The sequence below is a fragment of the Streptomyces sp. NPDC005799 genome, from assembly GCF_040630525.1.
Lineage (GTDB): Bacteria > Actinomycetota > Actinomycetes > Streptomycetales > Streptomycetaceae > Streptomyces > Streptomyces griseorubiginosus_B.
Genome location: NZ_JBEXXQ010000001.1, coordinates 80,553 through 102,573 on the forward strand (window position 1 = coordinate 80,553; position 22,021 = coordinate 102,573).

Genomic DNA, 22,021 nt, shown 5'->3' on the forward strand with positions numbered 1-22,021 from the left:
ATGAGCAGCAACGGGCTGTACATTCCGCGGGGCGCCACCGCCGACGCCGACTACGCGTTCGACGTGGATCCCAAGCGCGCGGGCTGGGATTACTGCAGCCTGCGGATCGTGGAGCTGGCGCCGGGCGGTACACACACGTTCACCACCGGTGACAGCGAGTGGATCGTGCTTCCGCTGGAAGGCGGATGTACGGTGCAAATGGCGGATGAACAGTTCCAACTCCTGGGCAGGGCAAGCGTTTTCGAGTCGGCTACCGACTTCGCGTACGTTCCCCGTGACGCCCGGGTCCAGATCGCCTCCGGCGCGGGAGGCCGCTTCGCCCTGGCAGGAGCGAAGTGCGAGCGACGACTCCCCGCCCGCTACGGCCCCGCGCCGGAGGTCCCCGTCGAAGAGCGCGGCAGCGGCACGCAGCTGCGGCACGTCCGCAACTTCGCCTCCGCCGACGCCTTCGACTGCGACAAGCTCATCGCCGTCGAGGTGATCACCCCCGGCGGCAACTGGTCGTCGTATCCGCCGCACAAGCACGACGAGCACCGGCCCGGCGTGGAAGCGGAGTTGGAGGAGATCTACTACTTCGAGATCGCCGGCCCGAACGGTTTCGGCTATCAGCGCGTATCTCCCTCCCGTGAGGGCGGATCCGACGTCCTCGCCGAGGTCCGCTCCGGCGACGCCGTCCTCGTCCCCGACGGATGGCACGGCCCGTCCATCGCCCAGCCCGGCCACGACATGTACTACCTCAACGTCATGGCGGGACCGGGTGAGACACGGGAGTGGCGGATCTGCTTCCACCCGGACCACACGGAGGGGTACCGATGACGATCCGGCTGACCGTGGCACAGGCGCTGGTCCGCTTCCTGTCCGCCCAGTACACCGAACGCGACGGCGAGCGGCGGCGGTTGATCGGCGCCACCTGGGGCATCTTCGGCCACGGCAACGTGGCGGGCATCGGCCAGGCGCTCCTCGAACACCGCGAGGACATGCCGTACCACCAGGGCCGCAACGAACAGGCCATGGTGCACGCGGCCGTCGGCTACGCGCGTCAATCGGGCCGGCTGTCCACCCACGCGGTGACGACGTCCATCGGCCCCGGCGCCACCAACCTCGTCACCGGCGCCGCCCTCGCGACGATCAACCACCTCCCGGTCCTGCTGCTGCCGGGTGACGTCTTCGCCACCCGCCCCGCCGACCCGGTCCTCCAGCAGCTCGAAGTGCCGTACGCGGGCGATGTGTCGGTCAACGACAGCCTGCGCCCGGTGTCGAGGTACTTCGACCGGGTCACCCGGCCGGAAGCCCTGATCCCGTCGGCCCTCAACGCCATGCGGGTGCTCAGCGACCCCGTCGAGACCGGCGCCGTGACCCTCGCCCTCCCGCAGGACGTCCAGGCCGAGGCCCACGACTGGCCCGAGGAGTTCTTCGCCGAGCGGACCTGGGCCGTACGCCGTCCTGGTGCCGATCCGGCCGAACTCGCCGAAGCCGTCCGGGCGATCAGGTCCGCGCGCCGGCCCCTCGTCGTCGCCGGCGGCGGTGTCCACCACAGCCGGGCCGAGCGGGCCCTCGCGGAGTTCGCCGAGACCACCGGCATACCGGTCGCCTCCACCCAGGCCGGCAAGGGCTCCCTGCGGTACGACCATCCCCAGGACGTGGGCGGGATCGGCCACACCGGCACGGCCACCGCCAACGAACTCGCCCGCACGGCCGACCTGGTGATCGGCGCCGGCACCCGCTACACCGACTTCACCACCGCCTCCGGCACCCTCTTCGGCGGCGAGGGCGTCCGCTTCCTCAACCTCAACATCGCGCCCTTCGACGGCCACAAGCTCGCCGGACTGCCGCTGATCGCGGACGCCCGCAGCGGCCTGGAGGAGCTGACCCAGGCCCTGGAGATCCACGACCACCGGGTCGCCGCCTCCTACGTCACCGAGTACACCGAGGACAAGGAGCGCTGGGAGCAGCGCGTCGACGCCTGCTACGAGGCCGACGAGCCGGACGTACGGCCGACGCAGCCGCAGGTGCTGGGCGCGCTGGACGCGATCGTCGACGAGAGCGACATCGTCATCAACGCGGCCGGCTCCCTCCCCGGCGACCTGCACAAGCTGTGGCGGGCGCGCTCGCGGGACCAGTACCACCTGGAGTACGGCTACTCCTGCATGGGCTACGAGATCCCGGCCGCGATCGGCGTGAAGACGGCCGCCCCCGACCGGCCCGTGTGGGCGCTGGTCGGCGACGGCACCTATCTGATGATGCCGACGGAGATCGTGACCGCCGTGCAGGAGGGCGTCGCGATCAAGGTCCTGCTGATCCAGAACCACGGGTACGCCTCGATCGGCGGCCTGTCCGAGTCGGTCGGCGGCGAGCGGTTCGGCACCGCCTACCGCTTCCCGTCCGACGACGGCACGTACACGGGGGCGCCGCTGCCCGTGGACCTGGCCGCCAACGCCGCCAGCCTGGGCATGCGCGTCCTGCGCGCGAAGACCGTCGCGGGCCTGCGCGAGGCGCTCGCCGAGGCCCGCGCCGCCGACACGCCCACATGTGTCTACGTCGAGACCGCAACGGCAGACACAGTGTCGGGGGCGCCTCCCGCGCAGGCCTGGTGGGATGTACCTGTGGCCGAGACCGCGACCCGACCGTCGGCGGTCAAGGCACGAGAGCTCTACGAACGGCACGTCTCCACCCGACGCCGCCATCTGTGAAGGAGAAACCGGGCATGACGAAGATCGTCAACCACTGGATCGGCGGCAAGACCGTCGAAGGTGCGTCGGGCAACCACGGGCCGGTCACCGACCCGGCCACCGGCGCGGTCACCACGCAGGTCGCCTTCGCCTCCGTCGAGGAGGTCGACGCGGCGGTCGCGGCCGCCAAGGACGCCTACGCGACCTGGGGCCAGTCCTCGCTGGCCAGGCGCACGGAGATCCTGTTCAAGTTCCGTGCGCTGCTGGACGCCAACCGGGACGCGATCGCCGAGCTGATCACCGCCGAGCACGGCAAGGTCCACTCCGACGCGCTCGGCGAGGTCGCCCGCGGTCTGGAGATCGTCGACCTGGCCTGCGGCATCAGCGTGCAGCTCAAGGGCGAGCTGTCGACGCAGGTCGCCACCCGGGTCGACGTGGCCTCGATCCGCCAGCCGCTGGGTGTCGTCGCGGGCATCACGCCGTTCAACTTCCCGGCGATGGTCCCGATGTGGATGTTCCCGATCGCCATCGCGTGCGGCAACACCTTCGTGCTGAAGCCGTCCGAGAAGGACCCGTCGGCGTCCCTCAAGATCGCCGAGCTGCTGGCCGAGGCCGGTCTGCCCGACGGCGTCTTCAACGTCGTGCACGGCGACAAGGTGGCCGTCGACCGGCTCCTGGAGCACCCGGACGTCAAGGCCGTCTCCTTCGTCGGCTCGACCCCGATCGCCCGCTACATCCACACCACCGCCTCCGCCAACGGCAAACGGGTGCAGGCCCTGGGCGGCGCCAAGAACCACATGCTGGTCCTCCCGGACGCCGACCTGGACGCGGCGGCCGACGCCGCCGTCTCCGCCGCCTACGGCTCGGCGGGCGAGCGCTGCATGGCCATCTCCGCGGTCGTCGCGGTCGGCGCGATCGGCGACGAGCTGGTGGAGAAGATCCGTGAGCGCGCCGAGAAGATCAAGATCGGTCCCGGCAACGACCCCACTTCCGAGATGGGCCCGCTGATCACCGCCGCCCACCGCGACAAGGTGGCCTCCTACGTCTCCGGCGCCGCAGCCGAGGGCTGCGAGGTCGTCCTCGACGGCACCGGCCACACCGTGGACGGCTTCGAGGACGGCCACTGGATCGGCATCTCCCTGCTCGACAAGGTGCCGACCACCGCCAAGGCCTACCAGGACGAGATCTTCGGCCCCGTGCTGACCGTGCTGCGCGTGGACACCTACGAGGACGGCGTGGCCCTCATCAACGCCTCCCCGTTCGGCAACGGCACCGCGATCTTCACCCGGGACGGCGGCGCCGCCCGCCGCTTCCAGCTGGAGATCGAGGCCGGCATGGTCGGTGTCAACGTCCCGATCCCGGTCCCCGTCGGCTACCACAGCTTCGGCGGCTGGAAGGACTCCCTCTTCGGCGACCACCACATCTACGGCAACGACGGCACGCACTTCTACACCCGCGGCAAGGTCGTCACCACCCGCTGGCCCGACCCCTCCGAGGCTCCGGCGGGCGTCGACCTGGGCTTCCCCCGCAACCACTGACGACGCCGTCCGGCACCCCCTGCCCGGGATCAGCCCTGCTGCTCCCGGGCCTTCTTCATCTGCTCGGTGAGATCGTCGAGCCGGACCGGAAGGTCCGGCAGTGAGTCGGCCGGGTTCCGCCGCTGCCGGCGCCGCTGATGGCCTGTGCGCCCTTCTCGCCGAAGGGCGCCGAGGTGTCGATCCGCATCCACTCCTTGCCCTTGAGCGGGCCGGAGCGCTGCGGGTCGAGGTCGTAGTAGTAGGCGCTGTCCGCCATCCGTACCCGGGTCGTCGGCGCGGCGTGCAGTTGCTGCACCTCATCCTCACCTCGGCCGACCCACCCAGGCGACGGTGTGGCCGCACTGACAGCCCGGCCGGGCCGTGTCCCCACGTTTTTTTCGCCGCGGCATTGCGGTTCCCGTACGGCTCATTACTGCGGAACGAGCCGCATCGGAATGCCGTATGCGCACGTTGGAAGGCTTTCGATCTACGGATTTCGTAGGCAAACGCCTATTGACGCGTCGGTTTTCGTTGGGATTCCATTCAGCGCAATCTGCTGCCCCTGGCGATCGGAACCGCGCATGACCGACACGCTCCGCCCCGTCGACACCGTCGTCGACGCGCCCCACGGCTCACAGAAGCTCAAGCGCTCCATCGGCGTGGTGGGCGGAACCCTCCTCACCCTCTCCTGCGTCACCCCGGCCTCCACGCTGTTCGTGGTCGTGCCGGACCTCTTCGGCTCGCTCGGCACCGCCACCGCCCTGACGATCGCCATCGGCTCCCTCCTCTGCATCGCCGTGGCGTTCTGCTACTCCGAGCTGGGTACCCTCGTCCCCAGCGCGGGCGGCGAGTACGCCATGGTCTCGACGATGGCGGGCCGGCTCGCGGGCTGGCTGGTCTTCGTCCTGTCGCTGCTGGTCGTCATGATCGTGCCGCCGGTGATCGCGATGGGCACGGCCGACTACCTCGCCCCGGTCGTCCACCTCGACCCTGCCATGACCGGCGCCGGTGTGATGCTCCTGGCCACCCTGGCGGGCCTGCTCGACCTGCGCGCCAACGCCTGGATCACCGGCATCTTCCTGGTCCTGGAGGTCATCGCGGCCGGCGTCGTCGCCCTGCTGGGCTTCACCCACAGCCACCGCGGCCTCGGCAGCCTCACCTCGATGCAGGTGACGGGCGCGCACGGCCACACGGACACGGTGACCGCCATGCTGGTGGTCTCGGGGCTGGCCATCGCCCTCTTCGTCACCCAGGGCTTCTCGACGGCCGTCTACCTCTCCGAGGAGCTGGAGCACCCGCGCCGCAACGTCGCCCGCACCGTCCTGGCCACCCTTGCCATCTCGACGGTGATCATCCTGGTGCCGGTGGTGGCGATCACCCTGGGCGCCTCGGACCTCTCCGAGCTGACCGGCGGCGACATCAGCTCCATGGTCACCGCCTGGTCCGACTCCGCGGTCGGCACCTTCGTCAGCCTCTGCGTGGCCCTCGCGATCATCAACGCGGGCATCGTCATGGTCATCCAGAACTCCCGCGTCCTGTTCGCCTCGGCCCGTGACAAGGCCTGGCCCCAGCCGGTCAACGACGTCTTCGCCAAGCTCGGCCGCTTCGGCTCCCCCTGGGTCGCCACGCTCGCCGTCGGCGTCCCCGGCGCCCTGCTCTGCTTCGTCAACCTGGACACCCTGTACGGCGTCACGGGCGTCTCGGTGACCGGCATGTACCTCCTGGTCGCGGTCGCCGCGCTGCTCTCCCGCCGCGGCGCCCACCAGCACACCCCGGCCTGGCGCATGCCCCTGTGGCCCGCGATGCCGGTCCTCCTCATCGCGGTCCTCGCCTACATCCTCACCCAGCAGGAGACGACCTACCTGCTCTGGACGGGCGGCATCACGGCGGCCGCGACCCTGTACTGGGCCCTGTACCTCCGCCCCCGCAAGGAGACCCGCTGGCTGGTGTCGATCCCGGAGGACCAGCGGACCTGATCGCCCCCCAGGATCGCCCCGCAGGTGCGTCCCAGGGGCGCGGGGACCTGCGCGACAAGCCACGACGCACCCGCAGTCGGCGAACCGCACAAGGTCCCGAGCTCTTCCGCACGGCTTCGGCCGCAGCAAGCAGGACATACGGCAGCAGGCGGAGGACCTCGCCAGGGGCGGCTACGCGGTACCGACCAGGTCCGCCCGGGGCTTCGGCAGGCCACGGGCAGGATCCGCAGCCGCCGGGCACCTCCCCGGCAGGGGCGAGCGTGTGACGGGCCGTGCGCTTCAGGGAGCGGGCACCATCTCGTCGCAACTCACGAGGGGTGGTTTGGCGACGCGTTCCCACAGGACCAGAGGCGGAACGCTGAGGGAGCGTCGGTGCCGCCCGGTCGGTGAACTCGCGGACACCAGGGCGGTCCATCGCGCGTCCCAGGTGCCCGGGACCATCCGGCCGCGGGCCCGCCACTCTCTGACCAGGGCGGCGTAGATGGGTGGGTCTTCCTGGCCCGCCCGGGGCCGTTCACGGTACGGCGGCTGGTCTTCCCACTCGAGGAAGAGACATCCGGTGGTGACGGTGTAATCCATGCATCGGCAACGCGCCGGCGTATGCCGGTGGTACGCCCTGTGTACGGGCATCGCCCGTATTGGATGAGATTGCATCCCCCGTTCGGGGCCATGCGGTTATCGGACAGAGCCCTGCGCCGCGCCGTTTCGACGAAGACGGTCAGCGTGATCCGGTCGGCTGGACGAGGCGGCGAGCGGGCAAGGTGGCGGTGGACATCGGGAGGCTGTCGCGCCAGGTGCCGCGCAGGTTTCGCACGTACTGCTCGCGCGGTACGAGAGTGGCGCCCAGGCCGCGGACGTGCGGGCTGTCCCGCTGTGCGTCGAGCAGTACACCGCCGGCCTGTGCGAAGCGCGCCGCGAGGTCGGTCACCGCGACCTTCGAGGCATCGGAACGGTGGAAGAACATCGAGTCCATGCTGAAGACCGCTCCGATCTGGAGGCCGAAGACGCCGCCGATCAGATCGCCGTCCTCCCACACCTCGACGCTGTGAGCATGCCCCAGCTCGTGCAGGCGGACCAGGCTTTCGATCAGCTCGTCGGTGAGCCACAGGGGGACGCGGCCGGCGCGGCATTCGCGGACGACTCGCTCGAAGCTCCGGTCCAGGCTGGTCGACCACGGCAGCCGGTTGCGCAGCCGTCGGGCGAGGCTGCGACCGAGGTGAGTGGTCGAGACGGGCAGCACTGGCCTGGGATCGGGAGACCACCAGGAGACGGCGTAGGGATCGGCCGAATCCGCCCCCACGAGCCGGATACGGCCGGCCTGGACCTGATCGTCGAACAGCACCTCGTTGAGCGCGCGGGTGTATTCGTCGGCCGCCGGGAACGGATAGACCCCGGCGCGGTAGGCCGCCAGGAGGCCGGTGGGACTGAGGTCGGCGGAGAAGGCCACCGGACGGTCGGGTGCTGCTTCCAGCACGTCCAGCGCCTCCCAGTCGGGGCATCGGCTCACCACCGTGACCCTCCGCGTTCTCGCCTGAGCACCGGCTGGACGTCGTCGTGTTGGAGGTAGTCGACGTAGCGGTCCAGCATCTCCGCGTCCACCGGAGGAACGTCGATCCCGGCGTCCCTCAGCCCCCGTTCCGCGTTGTTGCGGGTGAACTCGGGGAAGACGTCCTGGAAGTACATCTCGCTCACGGTGATGTCGGCGCGCGCGCAGCGGTCGACGAAGAGCGGGACGAACGCGGTCATCGGGTCGGTGGGGTGCCCCGCCGCGTACCTCACCAGCATGGCGATCCACTCGGTGTACGGGATCTCCTGGATCGGGTAACCCCGTCCGCGCAGGCGCTCGACGAGCGAGGCCAGCAGCGTGGAACGGGGGTTGGTGAGGTGGTAGACCTCGCCGCACGCGGGATGCCGGGTGGAGATGTGTCCGATGGCGCGGGCGAGGCAGTCGGCCGGCAGGAAGTCCAGCGGCAGCCGGATGTCGGGGCACAGCCCGGTTCGCGCGATGAAGTCGATGAGGGCGGCCATCTCGCTGCTGGTGTTCATCACGCCGGTTCCGCTGCCGCCCGTGATGTCCATCAGGCGGTAGACGGTGACCGGCAGGCCCGCGTCGGAAGCCTTCTTGAGCAGCGCCTCGCCCACCCATTTGGTCTCCACATATCCCACCGACAGGTACTCCGGGAAGCGCAACGGCGTGTTCTCTGTCACCTCGCGCACCCCAGCCGGCCCGAAGCCGGCGAGCACGGCCATGCTGGAGGTGAAGTGGACGGGGACCGCCCGTCGGGCGGCGAGGCGGATGATCTCGTATGTGCCGTCGACATTGGACGCGCGCAACTCGTGGTACGGGTAGATGAAGTTGACCTGGCCGCCGAAGTGGTAAACAGCGTCGATGGTCGCTGCCAGCTCCTCGAACCGGCCTGAAGACAGCCCCAGTCCGGGCTTGGCCAGATCGCCGACGACCGGCTGGACGCGCTCGCTGGACAGGTCGCTGAGGACGTACCGCTGGTGGCTCGCGCGGATCCTCTTCATTCCTTCCTGTTCGTCGGAGGCCCTGACCAGGCAAAGGACCCGTCCCGTCGTCGTGCGCAGCAGTTCGTCGATCATGTACGCGCCGCAGAACCCGGTCGCCCCCGTGAGAAGCACGTCCCCGGGGTGTTGGGGATGCGGAGTCGGCCTGTCGCTGCCGACCGCCGGAACGGGCCGATCGGTCTCGGCGGCGAAGTCGACACTCCCGCCGTCCGGGTGCGCCAGCGTGCCGGCGCGCGCCTGGCGCACCGATTCGGCGAACGCGGCGAGCATCGGTTGCCGCAGCAGTGACCGGGTCAGGTCGCGGATCTGTGTGACGCCGATTCCGAAGATGACGCGGGTCCGGGCGAGCATCTCCATGGCCAGCAGCGAGTTGCCGCCCAGTTCGAAGAAGTCGTCGTGCGGACGGACGTAGTCCACACCCAGGATCTGACACCACAACTGGGCCATTCCCTGCGGCACCGGACGCTCGTGGGTGTCTGTGACGGCCGTGGTCGCCGCGATTCCGGGTTCCGGCACGGCCCTGCGGTCGAGCTTTCCGCTGGGCGCGACGGGCAGCCGTTCCATCACGCGGAAGGCTGCCGGGATCATGTAGCCCGGCAGGACCTCGGCGAGTGCCGACCGCAGCCGTGCGGGCAGCGCCGTCTCGGCGCCGGCGGACGGCGAGGCCGGCGTGCAGTACGCGATGAGCTCCAGCTCGCCGTGGTCGCGTGCCCGGGCCACCACCATCGCTTGGCCGACCTCCGGGCGGGAGACGAGCGCGGCCTCGATCTCGGCCGGGTCGACCCGGAATCCGCGGATCTTCATCTGGTCGTCGACCCGGCCCAGGATTTCCAGATTGCCGTCCGAGCGCAGGCGGCCCAGGTCCCCGGTCCTGTACATCCGGTCGCCCGGCGCGGAGCCGTGCGGGTCGGGGAGGAACTGTTGTGCGGTCAGGGCGGGTTGCCGCCAGACACCGCGTGCCAGCCCCCGGCCGCCGAGGTAGATCTCGCCGCGCTCGCCCGGCCGCACAGGGTGCAGTTCGGCGTCGAGCAGATGGATGTGAGTTCCCTCCAGGGGCCTGCCGACCGGGGCGACCGCGCTGTCCGGCGCCGCGAGCACCTCCTCGTTCAGTTCGCAGAGCGTGGAGGTGATGGTGGTCTCGGTGAGCCCGTAGGCGTTGACGAGCCGCGCGCCGGGGATCCGGCGCAGAACGGCGCGGCAGTCCTTCGCGGTGACGATCTCGCCGCCGACGATGGCGAGCCTCAGCGACGCGAGGCTCTCGCCACGGTCCGCTACGGAGAGGATCTGCTGCCAGTAGGCGGGGGTGAGGTCGGCGACGCTGATCCCGTACTCCGGGAGGCGGTGCAGCAGTTCGGTGGGCGCCCACGTCCGGGTGCCCGCGAGGACCAGCGTCGCGCCGCTGATGAGCGTGGCGAAGATCTGCTCCAGGGAGGTGTCGAAGCCGAGCGCCGCGGCGTGCAGCACCCGGTCGCCGGGCCTCAGTTGGTATGCCCGGGCCACCGCCGTGAGGGAGTGGGCAAGTGAGCGGTGGGTGATCATCACACCTTTGGGAGGGCCGGTGGATCCGGAGGTGTAGATCACGTAGGCGAGGTCGTCCGGGCGGGAACCGTATGCCGTTCGAGCCGGGGTTCGCGTCGCCGGTTCCCCGGCGGCCCCGGGGTCGAGGATCAGGGCCCCGCAGTCGGCGAACATCGGGGCATGCTCGTGGCTCGAGACGATGAGACGCGAACCGGTCTCCCCTACCAGCCCGACGATCCGTTGCCGCGGAGTCGCCGGGTCGAGGGGCAGGAACGCGCCGCCGGAGCCGAGCACCGCCAGCAGCGCGACGATCAGCTCGGGCACACGGTCGAGGCACACGGTGACGACGGACTCCGCCTCGACGCCGGACTCCCGCAGTTCCTGGGCCAATCGGTCGGCGCGGTCGGTCAGTTCGAGGTAGGTGAGCCGGCCCTCGTCCGAGAGCACGGCCAGATCGGACGGGGCCCGTCGGGCCCGCTCCCGGACCAGTTCGGGCACCGTACCCGGCCCGGATCCCGGGGGCTGCCGCTCGGTGCGGGCGCTCAGGGGCCGCAGGTCGGTCCACAGGTGCTCGACCAGCTGTCCACATCTCGCGGCGGACGCCGGTCCGTCGATCTTGCACCACCCGGCGGGAATACGACGCCCGGCGGGCCAGATCGCGTACTGGTCCTCGTCGTTGCGCAACACGAGGCACAGCTCAGCCGGCTCTGCCGACGGGTCCTCAGGTTCCAACACCTTGGGTCTCCTGCCTCGCGCGGCGTTGTGCTGAGCACGACCCGAACCCCTCGCGGGAGAGGCCCCACGCCATCACGGGTTCCGTTCCTCGGGCACCGCGGGCAGCGCGGCCAGGCGGCCGAGCGGCGGTGCGAGGACGAGCTGTTCCGCCTCCTCGGCGCTGATCGGCTCGGCGAAGAGGTATCCCTGGCCGAGCGGGCAGCCCATGGAGATCAACAGCTCCTGCTGTCTCACGTTCTCCACCCCTTCGGCGATCACCGTCAGGCCGAGCGAGTCCGCGAGATGCGTGATGCCCTCGACCAGGGCGTAGTGTTCGGGCGAGTGCCCTAGTTCGTCCACGAACGACTTGTCGATCTTGAGGATCGAGATGGGGAACTCACGCAGATAGCTCAGTGACGAGTAGCCCGTTCCGAAGTCGTCGATCGCGATGCGGATCCCGAGGTCGGTGAGCGAACTCATCTCCCGCAGGATACGTTCGTCGTTGTACAGCAGGACACTCTCGGTCAGTTCCAATACCAGGGACGACGGTTCGATGCCGGAGAGATCCAGGGCGCGCCGGACGACGTTGTAGAACTCCTCGTCCCGGAACTGACGCGGTGACACATTCACGCTGACGTAGGGTTCCTTGCGGCCGGCTGTCAGTTCGCGTCGCACGGAGCCCCGCCACCGGACAGCCTCGGTCGCGGCCTGATCGAGCACCCAGGCGCCGAGCGGGACGATCTGCCCGCTCTCCTCGGCCAGTGTGATGAACTGCTCCGGCAATATCATGCCGTGCGGGGAGTGGGGCCAGCGAACGAGCGCCTCGAAACCGGCGATCCGACCGCTGGTCAGTTCCACGATGGGCTGGTAAAGCACCATGAACGACGTCTCGATCGAGGAACTGTCCAGCCCTTCCTGCAACCTGGCCCGTTCGGCCATGCCGCTCTGCAGTTCCGGGCGGTAGTGACGCCACTGGCGTTTGCCTGCCGTCTTCGCCGCGTACAGCGCGAGATCGGCGTGGGTGAGCAGTTCGACCGAGTCGATGCTGTCCTCCGTCGTCGCCACGCCGACGCTGGCGTAGGTGCTCACCGGCCCCACGCTGAGCCGGAACGGCTCGACGAACACGGACATCAGGTTTTCGGTGAACCGCTCCACGCCGTCCTGGCTGGCGGAACCCTCCACCAGGAGTGCGAACTCGTCTCCGCCGACGCGCGCGGCGGTGTCGGAGGCACGGACGGCGGTCTGCAGCCGGAGCGACAGCGCGACCAGGAGCTCGTCGCCCACACCGTGGCCGTGTATGTCGTTGACGACCTTGAAGTCGTCCACGTCGAGGAAGAGTACGCCGACCACCGTGCCATCGCGCTGAGCCTGTACCAGGGCATGGTTGACCCGCTCCTGGAAGAGCACGCGGTTGGCCAGGCCGGTGAGCGAGTCATGGAAGGCCTGGTGGGTGAGCTGGCGTTCGAGCTTGCGCTGTTCGGTCACGTCCCGCAGGGTGAGCACCACCCCGCCTACGGTCGCCTCCTCGCGCAGGTCGCTCCACCTCACCTCGACCTCGATGGACGCCCGGTCGACGCGGATCATGCGCCAGTGCTCGCGCCTGGTCTGGTACTCGCCGCTGCGTATCCGGCCGAGCGTCTCGACCACCCTGCGGCTGTCCTGCGGCGGCACCAGGCCGATGAGGTGGGTGCCCTCCAGCTCCGGAACGCCGAGCAGCTGGTCGGCGGAGGGACTGGCGTAGCGGACCCGGTCGTCGTCGTCGAGGATCAGGATGACGTCAGAGGCGTTCTGCACCAGCGTGCGGAAGTACGCCTCGCTGTTGCGCTGGTTGACCTCTTCGGCGAGGGAGATCCGTGCCACGGTAAGTGCCGCCTGCGCGGCGAGAGTGGCCAGCGTCTGACGGACCAGGAGCAGGTTCTGCTCGGGCCCGGCCAGGACGAGCGCCCCGATCAGCGGATCTCCCGAAGGGTGATCCTGCGAGATGAGCGGGCAGACGAGCGCGGGGACCGTGTGGGGCGGCTCCTCGCCCAGATCCGTGAGGCGGGCGGCGAGATCGGGCCCCACACCGTCCAGGGCCACCAGGCGGCTCTCGCCGGGCGCGGTCAGTTCGCGTACGGCCGCGGTCACCTGCTCGGACACGGGCCCGGCCGCGCCGCCGGGCTCCCCGTTCACCCAGAGGGCGTCGTCCGGCACGATGAGGAGCGCCGAACGCGGCGGACCGTGCGGCACCAGTTCCGTCACCGCGGAGTGGACGACGGCTGCCACGTCCCCCAGATCGCTCGCGCCGCCCAGCGACGACACCGTGATACGCAGTACCTTCTCCCGGCCGACCGCCTGCCGGTGGGTCGTCGCCACGCCTGCCAGCCGGTAGAGCACGAGAAGGAAGAGCACTGCGGAGAACACCCCGATGACGCCGATGTTGGCTCTCTCCCCCCGCACCGCCTCGACCAGGAGGATGGCCGGCGCGATGAGCGATGCCAGCGTGAGCAGGCTGAGTCGGCCGCCCACGCCGGTCTCGGCCCGCCATGGCACGAACCGCGTCACCGACCGCATGGAAGGATGGAGCGCGGCGGCCGCCCAGGCGCCGTACAGGACGACCCAGCCGAGTTCGACCGCGGTACCCGTGCGCCACGTCCCGTGCAGCTGAATCAGGCCGTACAGCACGTCCGCGGTGAGCAGACCGACGGTGCCCGCGGTCAGGAGCACGAGTGAGGGGCTCTTGCCGCCCCGGCCGGCGAGCAGGCGCAGCAGCATCGCCAGGACGAGGATGTCGCCCAGCGGATAGGCCATGGAGAACGCCTTCTGCACCCAGGTGAGGCCTGCCGCGTGGGCGTACGGCTCGATGAGGAAGAGCCACGCCAGCAGTGCCAGGCCGACGGTCAGCGTCAGCGCGTCGACGAGGCTCCCGCGGTCGCGACGCCCCGTGCGCCAGTGGATGAAGCCCAGCAGCCCGGCCGCATAGAGCGGATATGCCGCGAGATAGAAGCCGTCGGCGACCGACGGGAATGCGGTCTGGTTGAGCTGGATGAGAATGACTTGGGTGGCCTCGCCCGCGGCGAAGGCGAAGTTTCCCGCGGCGAGCAGCAGCCAGGGGAGTCTATGCGGGGGATCGTTGATAACGACACCAAGAATAATGCCGATGACACCGGCCGCGCCTATGGCGACGAAGATCATCCGTTGCCCCGGAAATGCGTAATAGAACGCTGTCAGCGCGACGATGGATGCGCAGACCGCGGCCGCCACGGCCTGGCCTCGCAAGTGCGGGGTCACCCCAACTCACCTCCCGGTAGGGCAACGTGACGGGGCGGACGGAGCTGGGCGAACAGCACCCGGCTGCGACGGAGAAACCCGTAGGACCAACTGGCAATTGAGAATTCTCTGGGTCCGGGAATCGGTACGCGCCGCCTGCGAATCGCGGGCGCCGGTATCGCGGGCGCCGCTTGGTGCGGGCTCCTTCTCGCCGAGACATCGACGTGTCTTCCATCAAGCTAACCCGGCTCGCCATTTCACGCACTCTCACGCGCACCGGGACGGCCGGATTCCGGGTCGCGAGTCACCGTCGCATGCCTGAAGATGGAGGCCGCACAAACCGCACCGGATCGCTCAGTGACGATCGGCTCCTGACGGAGCGTGGAGTCTCATGCTCTCCGATTACCGTCGGATCTTCTCTCCTGCGGGCAGTCTTCTCTTCTCTGCCGCGGGCTTCATTTCACGCCTTCCGTTGTCGATGATCGGCGTCGGCATCGTCACCATGCTGTCGCAACTCGGCGGTGAGTACTGGCTCGCCGGCTCCGTCTCCGCCACGCAGGCGCTCGCCGCCGCCGCTGTCGGACCTCAGATCTCCCGGCTCGTCGACCGGCATGGTCAGCGTCGCGTCGTCCTCCCGGCCATGGCCGTGACGGTAGCCGCCATCTGCGCCCTCCTGCTGTGTGCCCACTTCGCCGCCCCGGCCTGGACGCTGTTCGTGGCGGCGGCGGTGGCGGGCTGCATGCCCAGCATGGGTGCGCTGGTCAGGTCCCGCTGGGCGGAGATCCATCGGGACTCACCGCGGCTACTGCACACCGCGTACTCGCTGGAGTCGGTTCTCGACGAGTTGATCTACGTCGTCGGCCCGATCCTGGCGATCACACTGTCCACCAGGGTCCGTGCCGGGGCCGGGCCGCTGGCGGCCGCGGTCCTGCTCGCCGTCGGCGTGTCGCTGTTCGCCGTCCAGCGGCGTACGGAACCGCCGGTGCGCTCCGGGCCGCGACACACCAGGGGCTCGGCGCTGCGCACTCCGGGCCTCGGCCTGCTGGTGCTGACGCTTACGTCGGTGGGCGTGTCCTACGGTTCGGTGGACGTCGCGACGGTGGCGTTCGCCGGCGCGCACCACCACAAGGCGCTCTCCGGACTGTTGCTGGGCCTGTACGCACTCGGCTCGGGCCTGGCAGGCGCGGTCGTCGGCGCGATCGGGCCGCGGGGGACGCTCACGCTGCGGCTGCTGCTCAGCGTCGGCGCGATGGCGGTGACGACGGCGCCGCTGCTGTTCGCGCCGAGTCTCGCTGCCCTGGCGGGGATGCTCTTCGTGGCGGGCATGGCCGTCGCGCCGACCCTGATCACCGCAGTGGGTCTGGTGGACCACCTGGCGTCGGCAGCCCAACTCACCGAGAGCATCACCTGGATCGTCTCCGGGCTCTCCGTCGGTGTGGCGCTGGGCTACGCCACGGCCGGGTGGGTGGTGGACGCCGCGGGGGCCGCCGCGGGCTACCGGGTGCCGTGCGCGGCGGCTCTGCTCGCCGCCTCGACGGTCGGTCTCGCCCTGCCACGGCTGACCCGTGCAGGCGCACGGTGAGCAGGCCGAGCACAACCGCTCGGCCAACGCATATGTGGTGGAAGTCGACTATTGACCCTAATTTGTCTATGACGATCTGATCCACCCCCTTCCGGCTGCCGGCCGCGGTGCGCCCCCCGGGGTCGTACCGGAGTTCCGTGGCCCAGGAGCCCCAGGGAGAACAATGGCGCATGTCCTGATAGCCGACGACGACGCGGACATCCGGGATCTGGTGGCCTTCAAGCTGACGCAGAACGGTCACCGGGTCACGGCCGTCGAGGACGGCATGGCCGCGCTCCGCGCGGTGCGCGAACAGCCGGTTGAACTGGCCCTGCTCGACATACGCATGCCGGGGATGTCAGGTCTGGACGTCTGCAGGGAACTGCGCGCCGCCCCCGAGACCGCCTCGCTCCCCGTCATCATGATCACCTCCCGGTCCCAGGAAGGAGACATCGAGGTCGGATTCGCGGCGGGTGCCGACGACTACATCATCAAGCCGTTCAGCCCACGGGAGTTGTCCAGCCGGGTCATCGCCGTGCTCAGCCGGGTTGAGCGATGATCCCCACGGGGTTCGTCATCAGGGCGCTGCTGTGCCTCACGGCCGTCATCCTGACGATGTGTCTGCTGATCGTCTGTGTCCGCGGCATCCGCAAGCACCGGCAGGCCAGACGTCGGCGGGTCGTGGCACCTGTGCGCGGTCTCCTGCTGCGGCTCCTGTGTGCCGAGGAGGACGAGCAGCCCGAGCTGCTGCACCAGCTGACTGAGATCGACAAAAGGACCTGGATCGCTCTGGAGCCGACTTTGACGGCGCTGCTGGAGAAAGTCTCCGGAGGAGCCCGCACCGCGCTGATCCGGCTGTACGAGCTGCGTGGGGCCGCCGTGGACGCAGTCGCCGACCTGGGAAGCCGCAGTGCGGTTCGGCGGGGGCGCGCAGCACAGGTGCTCGGGCAACTCTCCCACCGCCCGGCGGCCGAGTCGCTGTGCCGACTGCTGACCGACCGTGACCCGGATGTACGCCTGGCCGCCGCACGGGCGCTGGGCCGGTGCGGGGGACCGGTGGCGGTCCCGCACCTTCTGGAGTCCCTCTGCGGCGCGCGGAGGCAACCCCCCGGTGTCATCACCATGGCGCTGGTCTGCCTGGGCCCGGAGGCACAGCGGAATGTCGCGGCTGGACTGGAGCACCGGGAGCCGCTCGTCAGGGCCGTGGCGATCGAGGTTCTCGGCGCGACCGGCGCGGTTTCCCACACCTCCCGGATCGCTCGCGCGCAGCACCAGGACCCCTCCATCGAGGTGCGGATCAAAGCCGCACGGGCGTTGGGCAGGCTGGGCATGCCCGAGGGCCTGGAGCCGCTGCTCGCGGCCGTCCGGCCGGGACGGCCGGCCGCCCTGCGCATGGTGGCCGCGGGGGCACTGGGCAATTTGGGTGCCGTCGCCGCGACCGGCCCGCTCGCGGACCTGCTCGACGACCCCGACCCGCATGTGGCCGGCACCGCGGCCCGAGCGCTGCTACGGCTCGGCCCGACAGGTCGTGCGGCGCTGCGCGCGGCGGCGGACGATCCATCCGGTGGTCCGGCCGCCGCCCAGGCCAGGGCCGTGCTGGCCGAATCGGCGGTCGGTGGGGCACACCACGACGTCCGTGCGGAGGTGGCGCTGTGAGTACGGTGGCCGCGGACCTGTGGGCGTGGCTGACCGGCCCGGCGCACAGCCTGATCGCCGTCTGCGACGACGTAGTGATCGTCTACTTCCTGACCATCAACACCTCCTACCTGGTGCTGATCCTGATCGCAGTCGTGGAGTTCGTCAGACGGCTGCGGCGGGCGTCCTTCGCCGGGTACGACGACGCGTCCAGCAGCCCCTTCACCCCGCCCGTGTCCGTGATCGTGCCCGCCCACAACGAGGCGGTCGGCATCGTCGAAGCGATCCGGGCCATGCTGCTGCTGCGCTACCCCATGTTCGAGGTGGTCGTGGTCGACGACGGCTCCACCGACGGCACGCTGGACGCCCTGCGGGACGCCTTCGACCTGGTTGAGGTGGAGTACGTGGTGCCCGACGACGTCCCCGTACGCGGCAGGATCACCTCGGTCCATCTGCCCAGAGGCGGGCCGGTGCCCCTGGTGGTGGCCCGCAAGGAGAACGGAGGCAAGTCCGACGCGCTCAACCTGGGGATCAACCTGGCACGCTATCCGCTGCTGTGCATGGTGGACGCCGACTCGATCCTCGACTCACAGGCGCTGCTCGCGGTTGCCAGACCCTTCAGCGACGACCCCATGCGGGTGGTGGCCACGGGCGGTGTAGTGGGCCTCGCCAACGGCTGCACCGTCATCGCCGGACGGGTCGTCGAGCCGCATGTGCCCCCGAACCTCCTTGGACGGGTTCAGGTCGTCGAGTATCTGCGCGCCTTCTTCCTCGGCCGCACCGGATGGTCCAAGGTCGGCAGCCTGCTGATCATCGCCGGCGCCTTCGGTCTCTTCCGCAGGGACGCGGTCGTGGCGGTCGGCGGGATGGACGGGGACTGCATCGGGGAGGACGCCGAACTGGTCATCCGTCTCCACCGGTACATGCGCGAGCAGCGCCGCGACTACCGCATCGTCTTCGTCACCGAGCCGATCTCCTGGAGCGAGGCGCCCTCGACGCTGAGGGTTCTGGGCCATCAGCGGCGGCGATGGCACCGGGGCCTGACGGAGATCCTGCTCAAGCACCGTGGCATGATCTGCAACCCGCGCTACGGCCGTATCGGCCTGGTGGCCCTGCCCTTCTACGTGGTCTTCGAACTGCTGGCCCCGGTGGTGGAGCTCGCGAGCCTCGTCCTGGTCCCCCTCGGCGTGCTGATCGGCGCGGTCGACGTGGGCTTCCTGTGGCGCTTCCTGCTCGCCGCCTACGCCTACGCCATCGTGGTCAGCCTGGTCTCGGTCGCGGTGGAGGAGTACGCCTTCCACCGCTTCACACGATGGCGGGACGTCTGGGGCGCCCTCGTCGGGGTGGCCGCGGAGAACATCGGATACCGCCAGCTGACGGCGTGGTGGCGGTTGCGCGGCCTGTGGGACGCGCTGTGCCGGACTCCCCAGGTGTGGGGCTCGATGACCCGCTCCGGATTCGACACCTCCGGTCCCGTGAAGGAGCGCGGAGGCGATCGCGCGTGAGCGGTCCGCGGAACTGAATCACCGCCAGGGAACTGGTCCACGACGCCGCGGGCAAGGGCGGGGACGGGCAACCAGTCACCCGAATGCCGCAGCCGGCCGGTAACTCCTGGCCGGGGCCACCCACTCCGCCCAAGGGCGCGGCCCTTGGCTCGATTTGCGATCTTCCCTCGTTCGTCCTTGTCTTGAAGAGTCCGACGCAACCGCTGGGCAGGTGGCTGACCTTGTGATTCGGGGTCGTCCACCGTGAGCGGACGCTGCTGGTCACACGTCGCTCGCAGACGCCGTACCGACGAGATCGCGACCGGTCTGTCGGCAGTCCCGGCCGCAGCATGCGGTCGTGCACGACATGTGGAGGCGGATGATGGAACCCAAGCCCCCGGACGCGCCAGGACAATACGCGGCGGACGACGAGGAGCGGTTTCGGATTCTGGTGAAGAACTCCGCGGACATGGTCTTCCGCCGCACGGTACCGGGCGTCTACCAGGAGGTGTCCGCGTCGGCGTCGGCGTTGTTCGGGCGGCCGGCGGAGGAGATCGTGGGGACGGCGGTCGGATCCTGGGTGCATCCGGGCGACGTGGAGGAGTTCGAGTGGGCTGAGCGGGATCTGCTGCGCGACGGCCGGGTGGTGGTGTGTCTGCGGCTGCGTCGCGCCGACGGGCATTGGGTATGGACCGAGACGACGTCCTGGGTGGTGCGGGACGCCTCGGGCGAGCCTCTCGAAGTGCGCGGGTTCGTCCGTGAGGCGGAGGGCCAGCGGCGCAGGGAGGAAGCCCTGCGGTTGTTGCAGGAGCAGGCCCGCTCGGTCATCGAGACCGCCCGAGACGCCTTCGTCTCCATCGACGAGGACGGCTTGGTCATCGACTGGAACCACAGTGCCGAGCGGTTGTTCGGGTTCAACCATCGCGAGGTGATGGGGCGTCCGCTGAGCGAGACGATTCTCCCTGAACGGTACCGCGCTGCGCACATCGCAGGTCTGAAGCGGGTGCTGGCCGGTGGTGAGGCTCATGTGCAGGGCCGCCGCATCGAGCTCAGCGCCCTGCACCACGACGGCCACGAGATCCCGGTCGAACTGACGGTGTGGCGGATGAAGTCGGCGAAGGCGCGCTGCTTCAACGCCTTCGTCCGTGACATAAGCGAGCGCAAGTATGCCGAAGTCGCCCTGGCGGAGGCGCGCGACCAGGCGATCGCCGCGTCCCAGGCGAAGTCTCAGTTCGTCGCCTCCATGAGCCATGAGATCCGTACCCCCATGAACGGCGTCATCGGGCTGAGCGACCTGCTGCTGGGGACCACGCTGGATGCCGAGCAGCGCCGCTATGCCGAGGGCATTCAGGCCGCCGGCTCGGCATTGCTGTCGCTCATCAACGACATCCTGGATTTCTCCAAGCTGGAGGCGGGCAAGATCCAACTGGACAGCGTCGCCTTCAGCCCTCAGGCGCTGGTGGAAGAGGTCGTCTCACTGGTGGCGCAGACCGCCCAGGCCCAGGGCCTGGAACTGCTCAGCGACTGCCATCCCGAACTGCCCGCGACGGTGCTCGGGGATGCCGGCCGACTGCGGCAGATACTGCTCAACCTGGCATCCAACGCGGTGAAGTTCACCGAAGCCGGCGAGGTCGTACTCAGCGTCCGCCCCGACCGGCCCCGGCCGTCCGCAGGGCCCGTGCCATGGCTGCGCTTCGAGGTGGCCGACACCGGCATCGGCATCGCCGAGGCCGATCAGGAGCGGATGTTCGACGCCTTCTCCCAGGCCGATGCCTCAACCACCCGCCGCTACGGAGGCACCGGTCTCGGCCTGGCCATCTGCCGCAGGCTCACCGAGGCGATGGGCGGCTCCATCGGCGTCAGCAGCCGGCCCGGACAGGGCAGCAACTTCTTCTTCGACGTACCCGTGCGCACACCGGACACCCCCGAACCATCCCCGGCCCCTCTGGACTCCGGCACGCTTCGCGGGCTGCGGGTTCTGGTCGTCGATGACAACGACACCAACAGGCTGATCCTTGATGCTCAGCTGCGCAGATGGCACATGCAGCCGACGACGGTCTCCAGCGGCCCCCAGGCCCTGGTGGCCCTGCATGAATCAGCGGCTGCGGGCCGCCCCTTCGCCCTGGCCCTCCTGGACATGCACATGCCTGGCATGGACGGCCTGGAACTGGCCCGCCGGATCACCACCGATCGGACCTTCGCCCGTGTGCGGCTGATGTTGCTCACCTCCGGCGCCCAACTGCCCGCTGCCGAACTGCAGGCTGCCGGCCTCGCCCGCAGTCTGGCCAAGCCCGTCCAGCAGTCCCAGCTCATGGATGCCCTGGTCGAACTCACCACCCGGACACTTCCCGTGACGACCGCAGCAACGGCGCCCGCTCCCACCACCCCCCGGCCACCCCGGCGCGGCCATCTGCTGCTGGTCGAGGACAACGAGATCAACCAGTTGGTGGCCCAGGGCATGCTCGCCCGCCTCGGCTACAGCACGGATACCGCTGCCGACGGCATCGAGGCCCTGCGGATGGCCGAGGAACACTCCTACCAGGCTGTGCTGATGGACTGTCAGATGCCCCGGATGGATGGTTACGCCGCCACCCAGGAACTGCGTCGCCGCGAGGCACGGGGAGACCCGCACCTGCCGGTGGTCGCGATGACCGCCAGCGCTCTCGCCGAGGACCGCGAGAGATGCCTGGCCGCGGGCATGGACGACTACGTATCCAAACCCGTCGCTGCCGACGAGCTGGAAGAAACCCTCGCCCGCTGGGTCAACCCGGCCGACCAGCAGACAGACGACGAGGCGCCGCGCGACTGCATCGAGCAGCGGCTGAACGAACTGCGCGGCGTCGGCTCCCCGGCCGAGAACGAACTGGTGGACCGGCTGGTGGACCACTTTCTCGTCCGTGCCCCCGAGATGACCAGCGCACTTTTCCACGCACTGGACCGCCACGACAGCGAGGAGATCGCAGAGGTGGCACACAGTCTCAGAGGCGCTGCCGGCAACATCGGAGCCCAGGGCCTCGCTGACTGCTGCACAGAGTTGGAACAGTACGCCGAGGCCGGAGACCCGGCCCCGCTGACTCGGGCCGCCCCCCGCCTTCAGGAGGAGCTCGACCGAGCCTGCCGCACCCTGGAGACGCTCCGCTCCCGTCCTCGCCGACGCGGACCTGGATGA

General features: G+C 69.8%; 13 protein-coding genes. 9 read left to right on the forward strand and 4 right to left on the reverse strand.

The window, feature by feature from the left end:
* The 3 genes from iolB to mmsA are packed head-to-tail and all read left to right on the forward strand — an operon-like array spanning position 1 to position 4,207.
* Entirely contained in the window at positions 1–816 is an 816-nt protein-coding gene (gene iolB, locus ABZ453_RS00365; protein ID WP_359010037.1) for a 5-deoxy-glucuronate isomerase, read from the forward strand.
* Positions 813–2,690: a 3D-(3,5/4)-trihydroxycyclohexane-1,2-dione acylhydrolase (decyclizing) gene (gene iolD / locus ABZ453_RS00370; protein ID WP_359010039.1), complete on the forward strand. Its 1,878-nt coding sequence runs from the start codon at positions 813–815 to the stop codon at positions 2,688–2,690. The genes iolB and iolD overlap by 4 nt, the downstream gene beginning before the upstream one ends.
* A 14-nt stretch (positions 2,691–2,704) precedes the next feature.
* Complete coding sequence (mmsA, locus tag ABZ453_RS00375) at positions 2,705–4,207, forward strand: CoA-acylating methylmalonate-semialdehyde dehydrogenase (RefSeq protein WP_359010041.1); 1,503 nt, start codon at positions 2,705–2,707, stop codon at positions 4,205–4,207.
* Positions 4,208–4,262: 55 nt separating this feature from the next.
* On the opposite strand, the gene ABZ453_RS00380 is transcribed toward mmsA, so the two are convergent.
* Positions 4,263–4,502, reverse strand: coding sequence for a hypothetical protein (locus ABZ453_RS00380; RefSeq protein WP_359010590.1), 240 nt, complete (start codon positions 4,500–4,502; stop codon positions 4,263–4,265).
* Between the two features lie 265 nt (positions 4,503–4,767).
* Between ABZ453_RS00380 and ABZ453_RS00385 the strand changes: the two genes are divergently transcribed.
* Positions 4,768–6,162: an APC family permease gene (locus ABZ453_RS00385; protein WP_359010043.1), complete on the forward strand. Its 1,395-nt coding sequence runs from the start codon at positions 4,768–4,770 to the stop codon at positions 6,160–6,162.
* A 718-nt stretch (positions 6,163–6,880) separates the two neighbouring features.
* Here ABZ453_RS00385 and ABZ453_RS00390 read toward each other — a convergent pair.
* From ABZ453_RS00390 to ABZ453_RS00400, 3 genes are all read right to left on the reverse strand, one after another.
* A complete protein-coding gene (locus tag ABZ453_RS00390; RefSeq protein ID WP_359010045.1) occupies positions 6,881–7,669 on the reverse strand; it encodes a leucyl/phenylalanyl-tRNA--protein transferase in 789 nt (262 codons plus the stop codon).
* Positions 7,666–10,944, reverse strand: a complete 3,279-nt coding sequence (locus tag ABZ453_RS00395; protein ID WP_359010047.1) for an amino acid adenylation domain-containing protein — start codon at positions 10,942–10,944, stop codon at positions 7,666–7,668. Before ABZ453_RS00395 ends, ABZ453_RS00390 begins: the two co-directional genes overlap by 4 nt.
* A gap of 72 nt (positions 10,945–11,016) precedes the next feature.
* Positions 11,017–14,193: an EAL domain-containing protein gene (locus ABZ453_RS00400; protein WP_359010049.1), complete on the reverse strand. Its 3,177-nt coding sequence runs from the start codon at positions 14,191–14,193 to the stop codon at positions 11,017–11,019.
* A 370-nt stretch (positions 14,194–14,563) separates the two neighbouring features.
* Here ABZ453_RS00400 and ABZ453_RS00405 point away from each other — a divergent pair, with 370 nt between their 5' ends.
* From ABZ453_RS00405 to ABZ453_RS00425, 5 genes are all read left to right on the forward strand, one after another.
* Complete coding sequence (locus ABZ453_RS00405) at positions 14,564–15,754, forward strand: MFS transporter (RefSeq protein ID WP_359010051.1); 1,191 nt, start codon at positions 14,564–14,566, stop codon at positions 15,752–15,754.
* 163 nt (positions 15,755–15,917) lie between these two features.
* Positions 15,918–16,292 carry a response regulator gene (locus tag ABZ453_RS00410; RefSeq protein WP_359010053.1) on the forward strand — a complete coding sequence of 125 codons (375 nt, stop codon included), beginning with the start codon at positions 15,918–15,920 and terminating at the stop codon, positions 16,290–16,292.
* Positions 16,289–17,389, forward strand: a complete 1,101-nt coding sequence (locus ABZ453_RS00415; protein ID WP_359010055.1) for a HEAT repeat domain-containing protein — start codon at positions 16,289–16,291, stop codon at positions 17,387–17,389. Before ABZ453_RS00410 ends, ABZ453_RS00415 begins: the two co-directional genes overlap by 4 nt.
* Positions 17,386–18,873 carry a glycosyltransferase gene (locus ABZ453_RS00420; RefSeq protein WP_359010057.1) on the forward strand — a complete coding sequence of 496 codons (1,488 nt, stop codon included), beginning with the start codon at positions 17,386–17,388 and terminating at the stop codon, positions 18,871–18,873. The genes ABZ453_RS00415 and ABZ453_RS00420 overlap by 4 nt, the downstream gene beginning before the upstream one ends.
* 358 nt (positions 18,874–19,231) lie before the next feature.
* The gene (locus ABZ453_RS00425; RefSeq protein WP_359010059.1) at positions 19,232–22,021 is read left to right on the forward strand and encodes a response regulator; all 2,790 of its coding nucleotides are present in this window, start codon (positions 19,232–19,234) and stop codon (positions 22,019–22,021) included.

Coding starts and splice junctions, on each gene's coding strand:
- iolB (WP_359010037.1), top strand. CDS start 1: ATGAGCAGCAACGGGCTGTACATTCCGCGGGGCGCCACCGCCGACGCC.
- iolD (WP_359010039.1), top strand. CDS start 813: ATGACGATCCGGCTGACCGTGGCACAGGCGCTGGTCCGCTTCCTGTCC.
- mmsA (WP_359010041.1), top strand. CDS start 2,705: ATGACGAAGATCGTCAACCACTGGATCGGCGGCAAGACCGTCGAAGGT.
- ABZ453_RS00385 (WP_359010043.1), top strand. CDS start 4,768: ATGACCGACACGCTCCGCCCCGTCGACACCGTCGTCGACGCGCCCCAC.
- ABZ453_RS00405 (WP_359010051.1), top strand. CDS start 14,564: ATGCTCTCCGATTACCGTCGGATCTTCTCTCCTGCGGGCAGTCTTCTC.
- ABZ453_RS00410 (WP_359010053.1), top strand. CDS start 15,918: ATGGCGCATGTCCTGATAGCCGACGACGACGCGGACATCCGGGATCTG.
- ABZ453_RS00415 (WP_359010055.1), top strand. CDS start 16,289: ATGATCCCCACGGGGTTCGTCATCAGGGCGCTGCTGTGCCTCACGGCC.
- ABZ453_RS00425 (WP_359010059.1), top strand. CDS start 19,232: ATGATGGAACCCAAGCCCCCGGACGCGCCAGGACAATACGCGGCGGAC.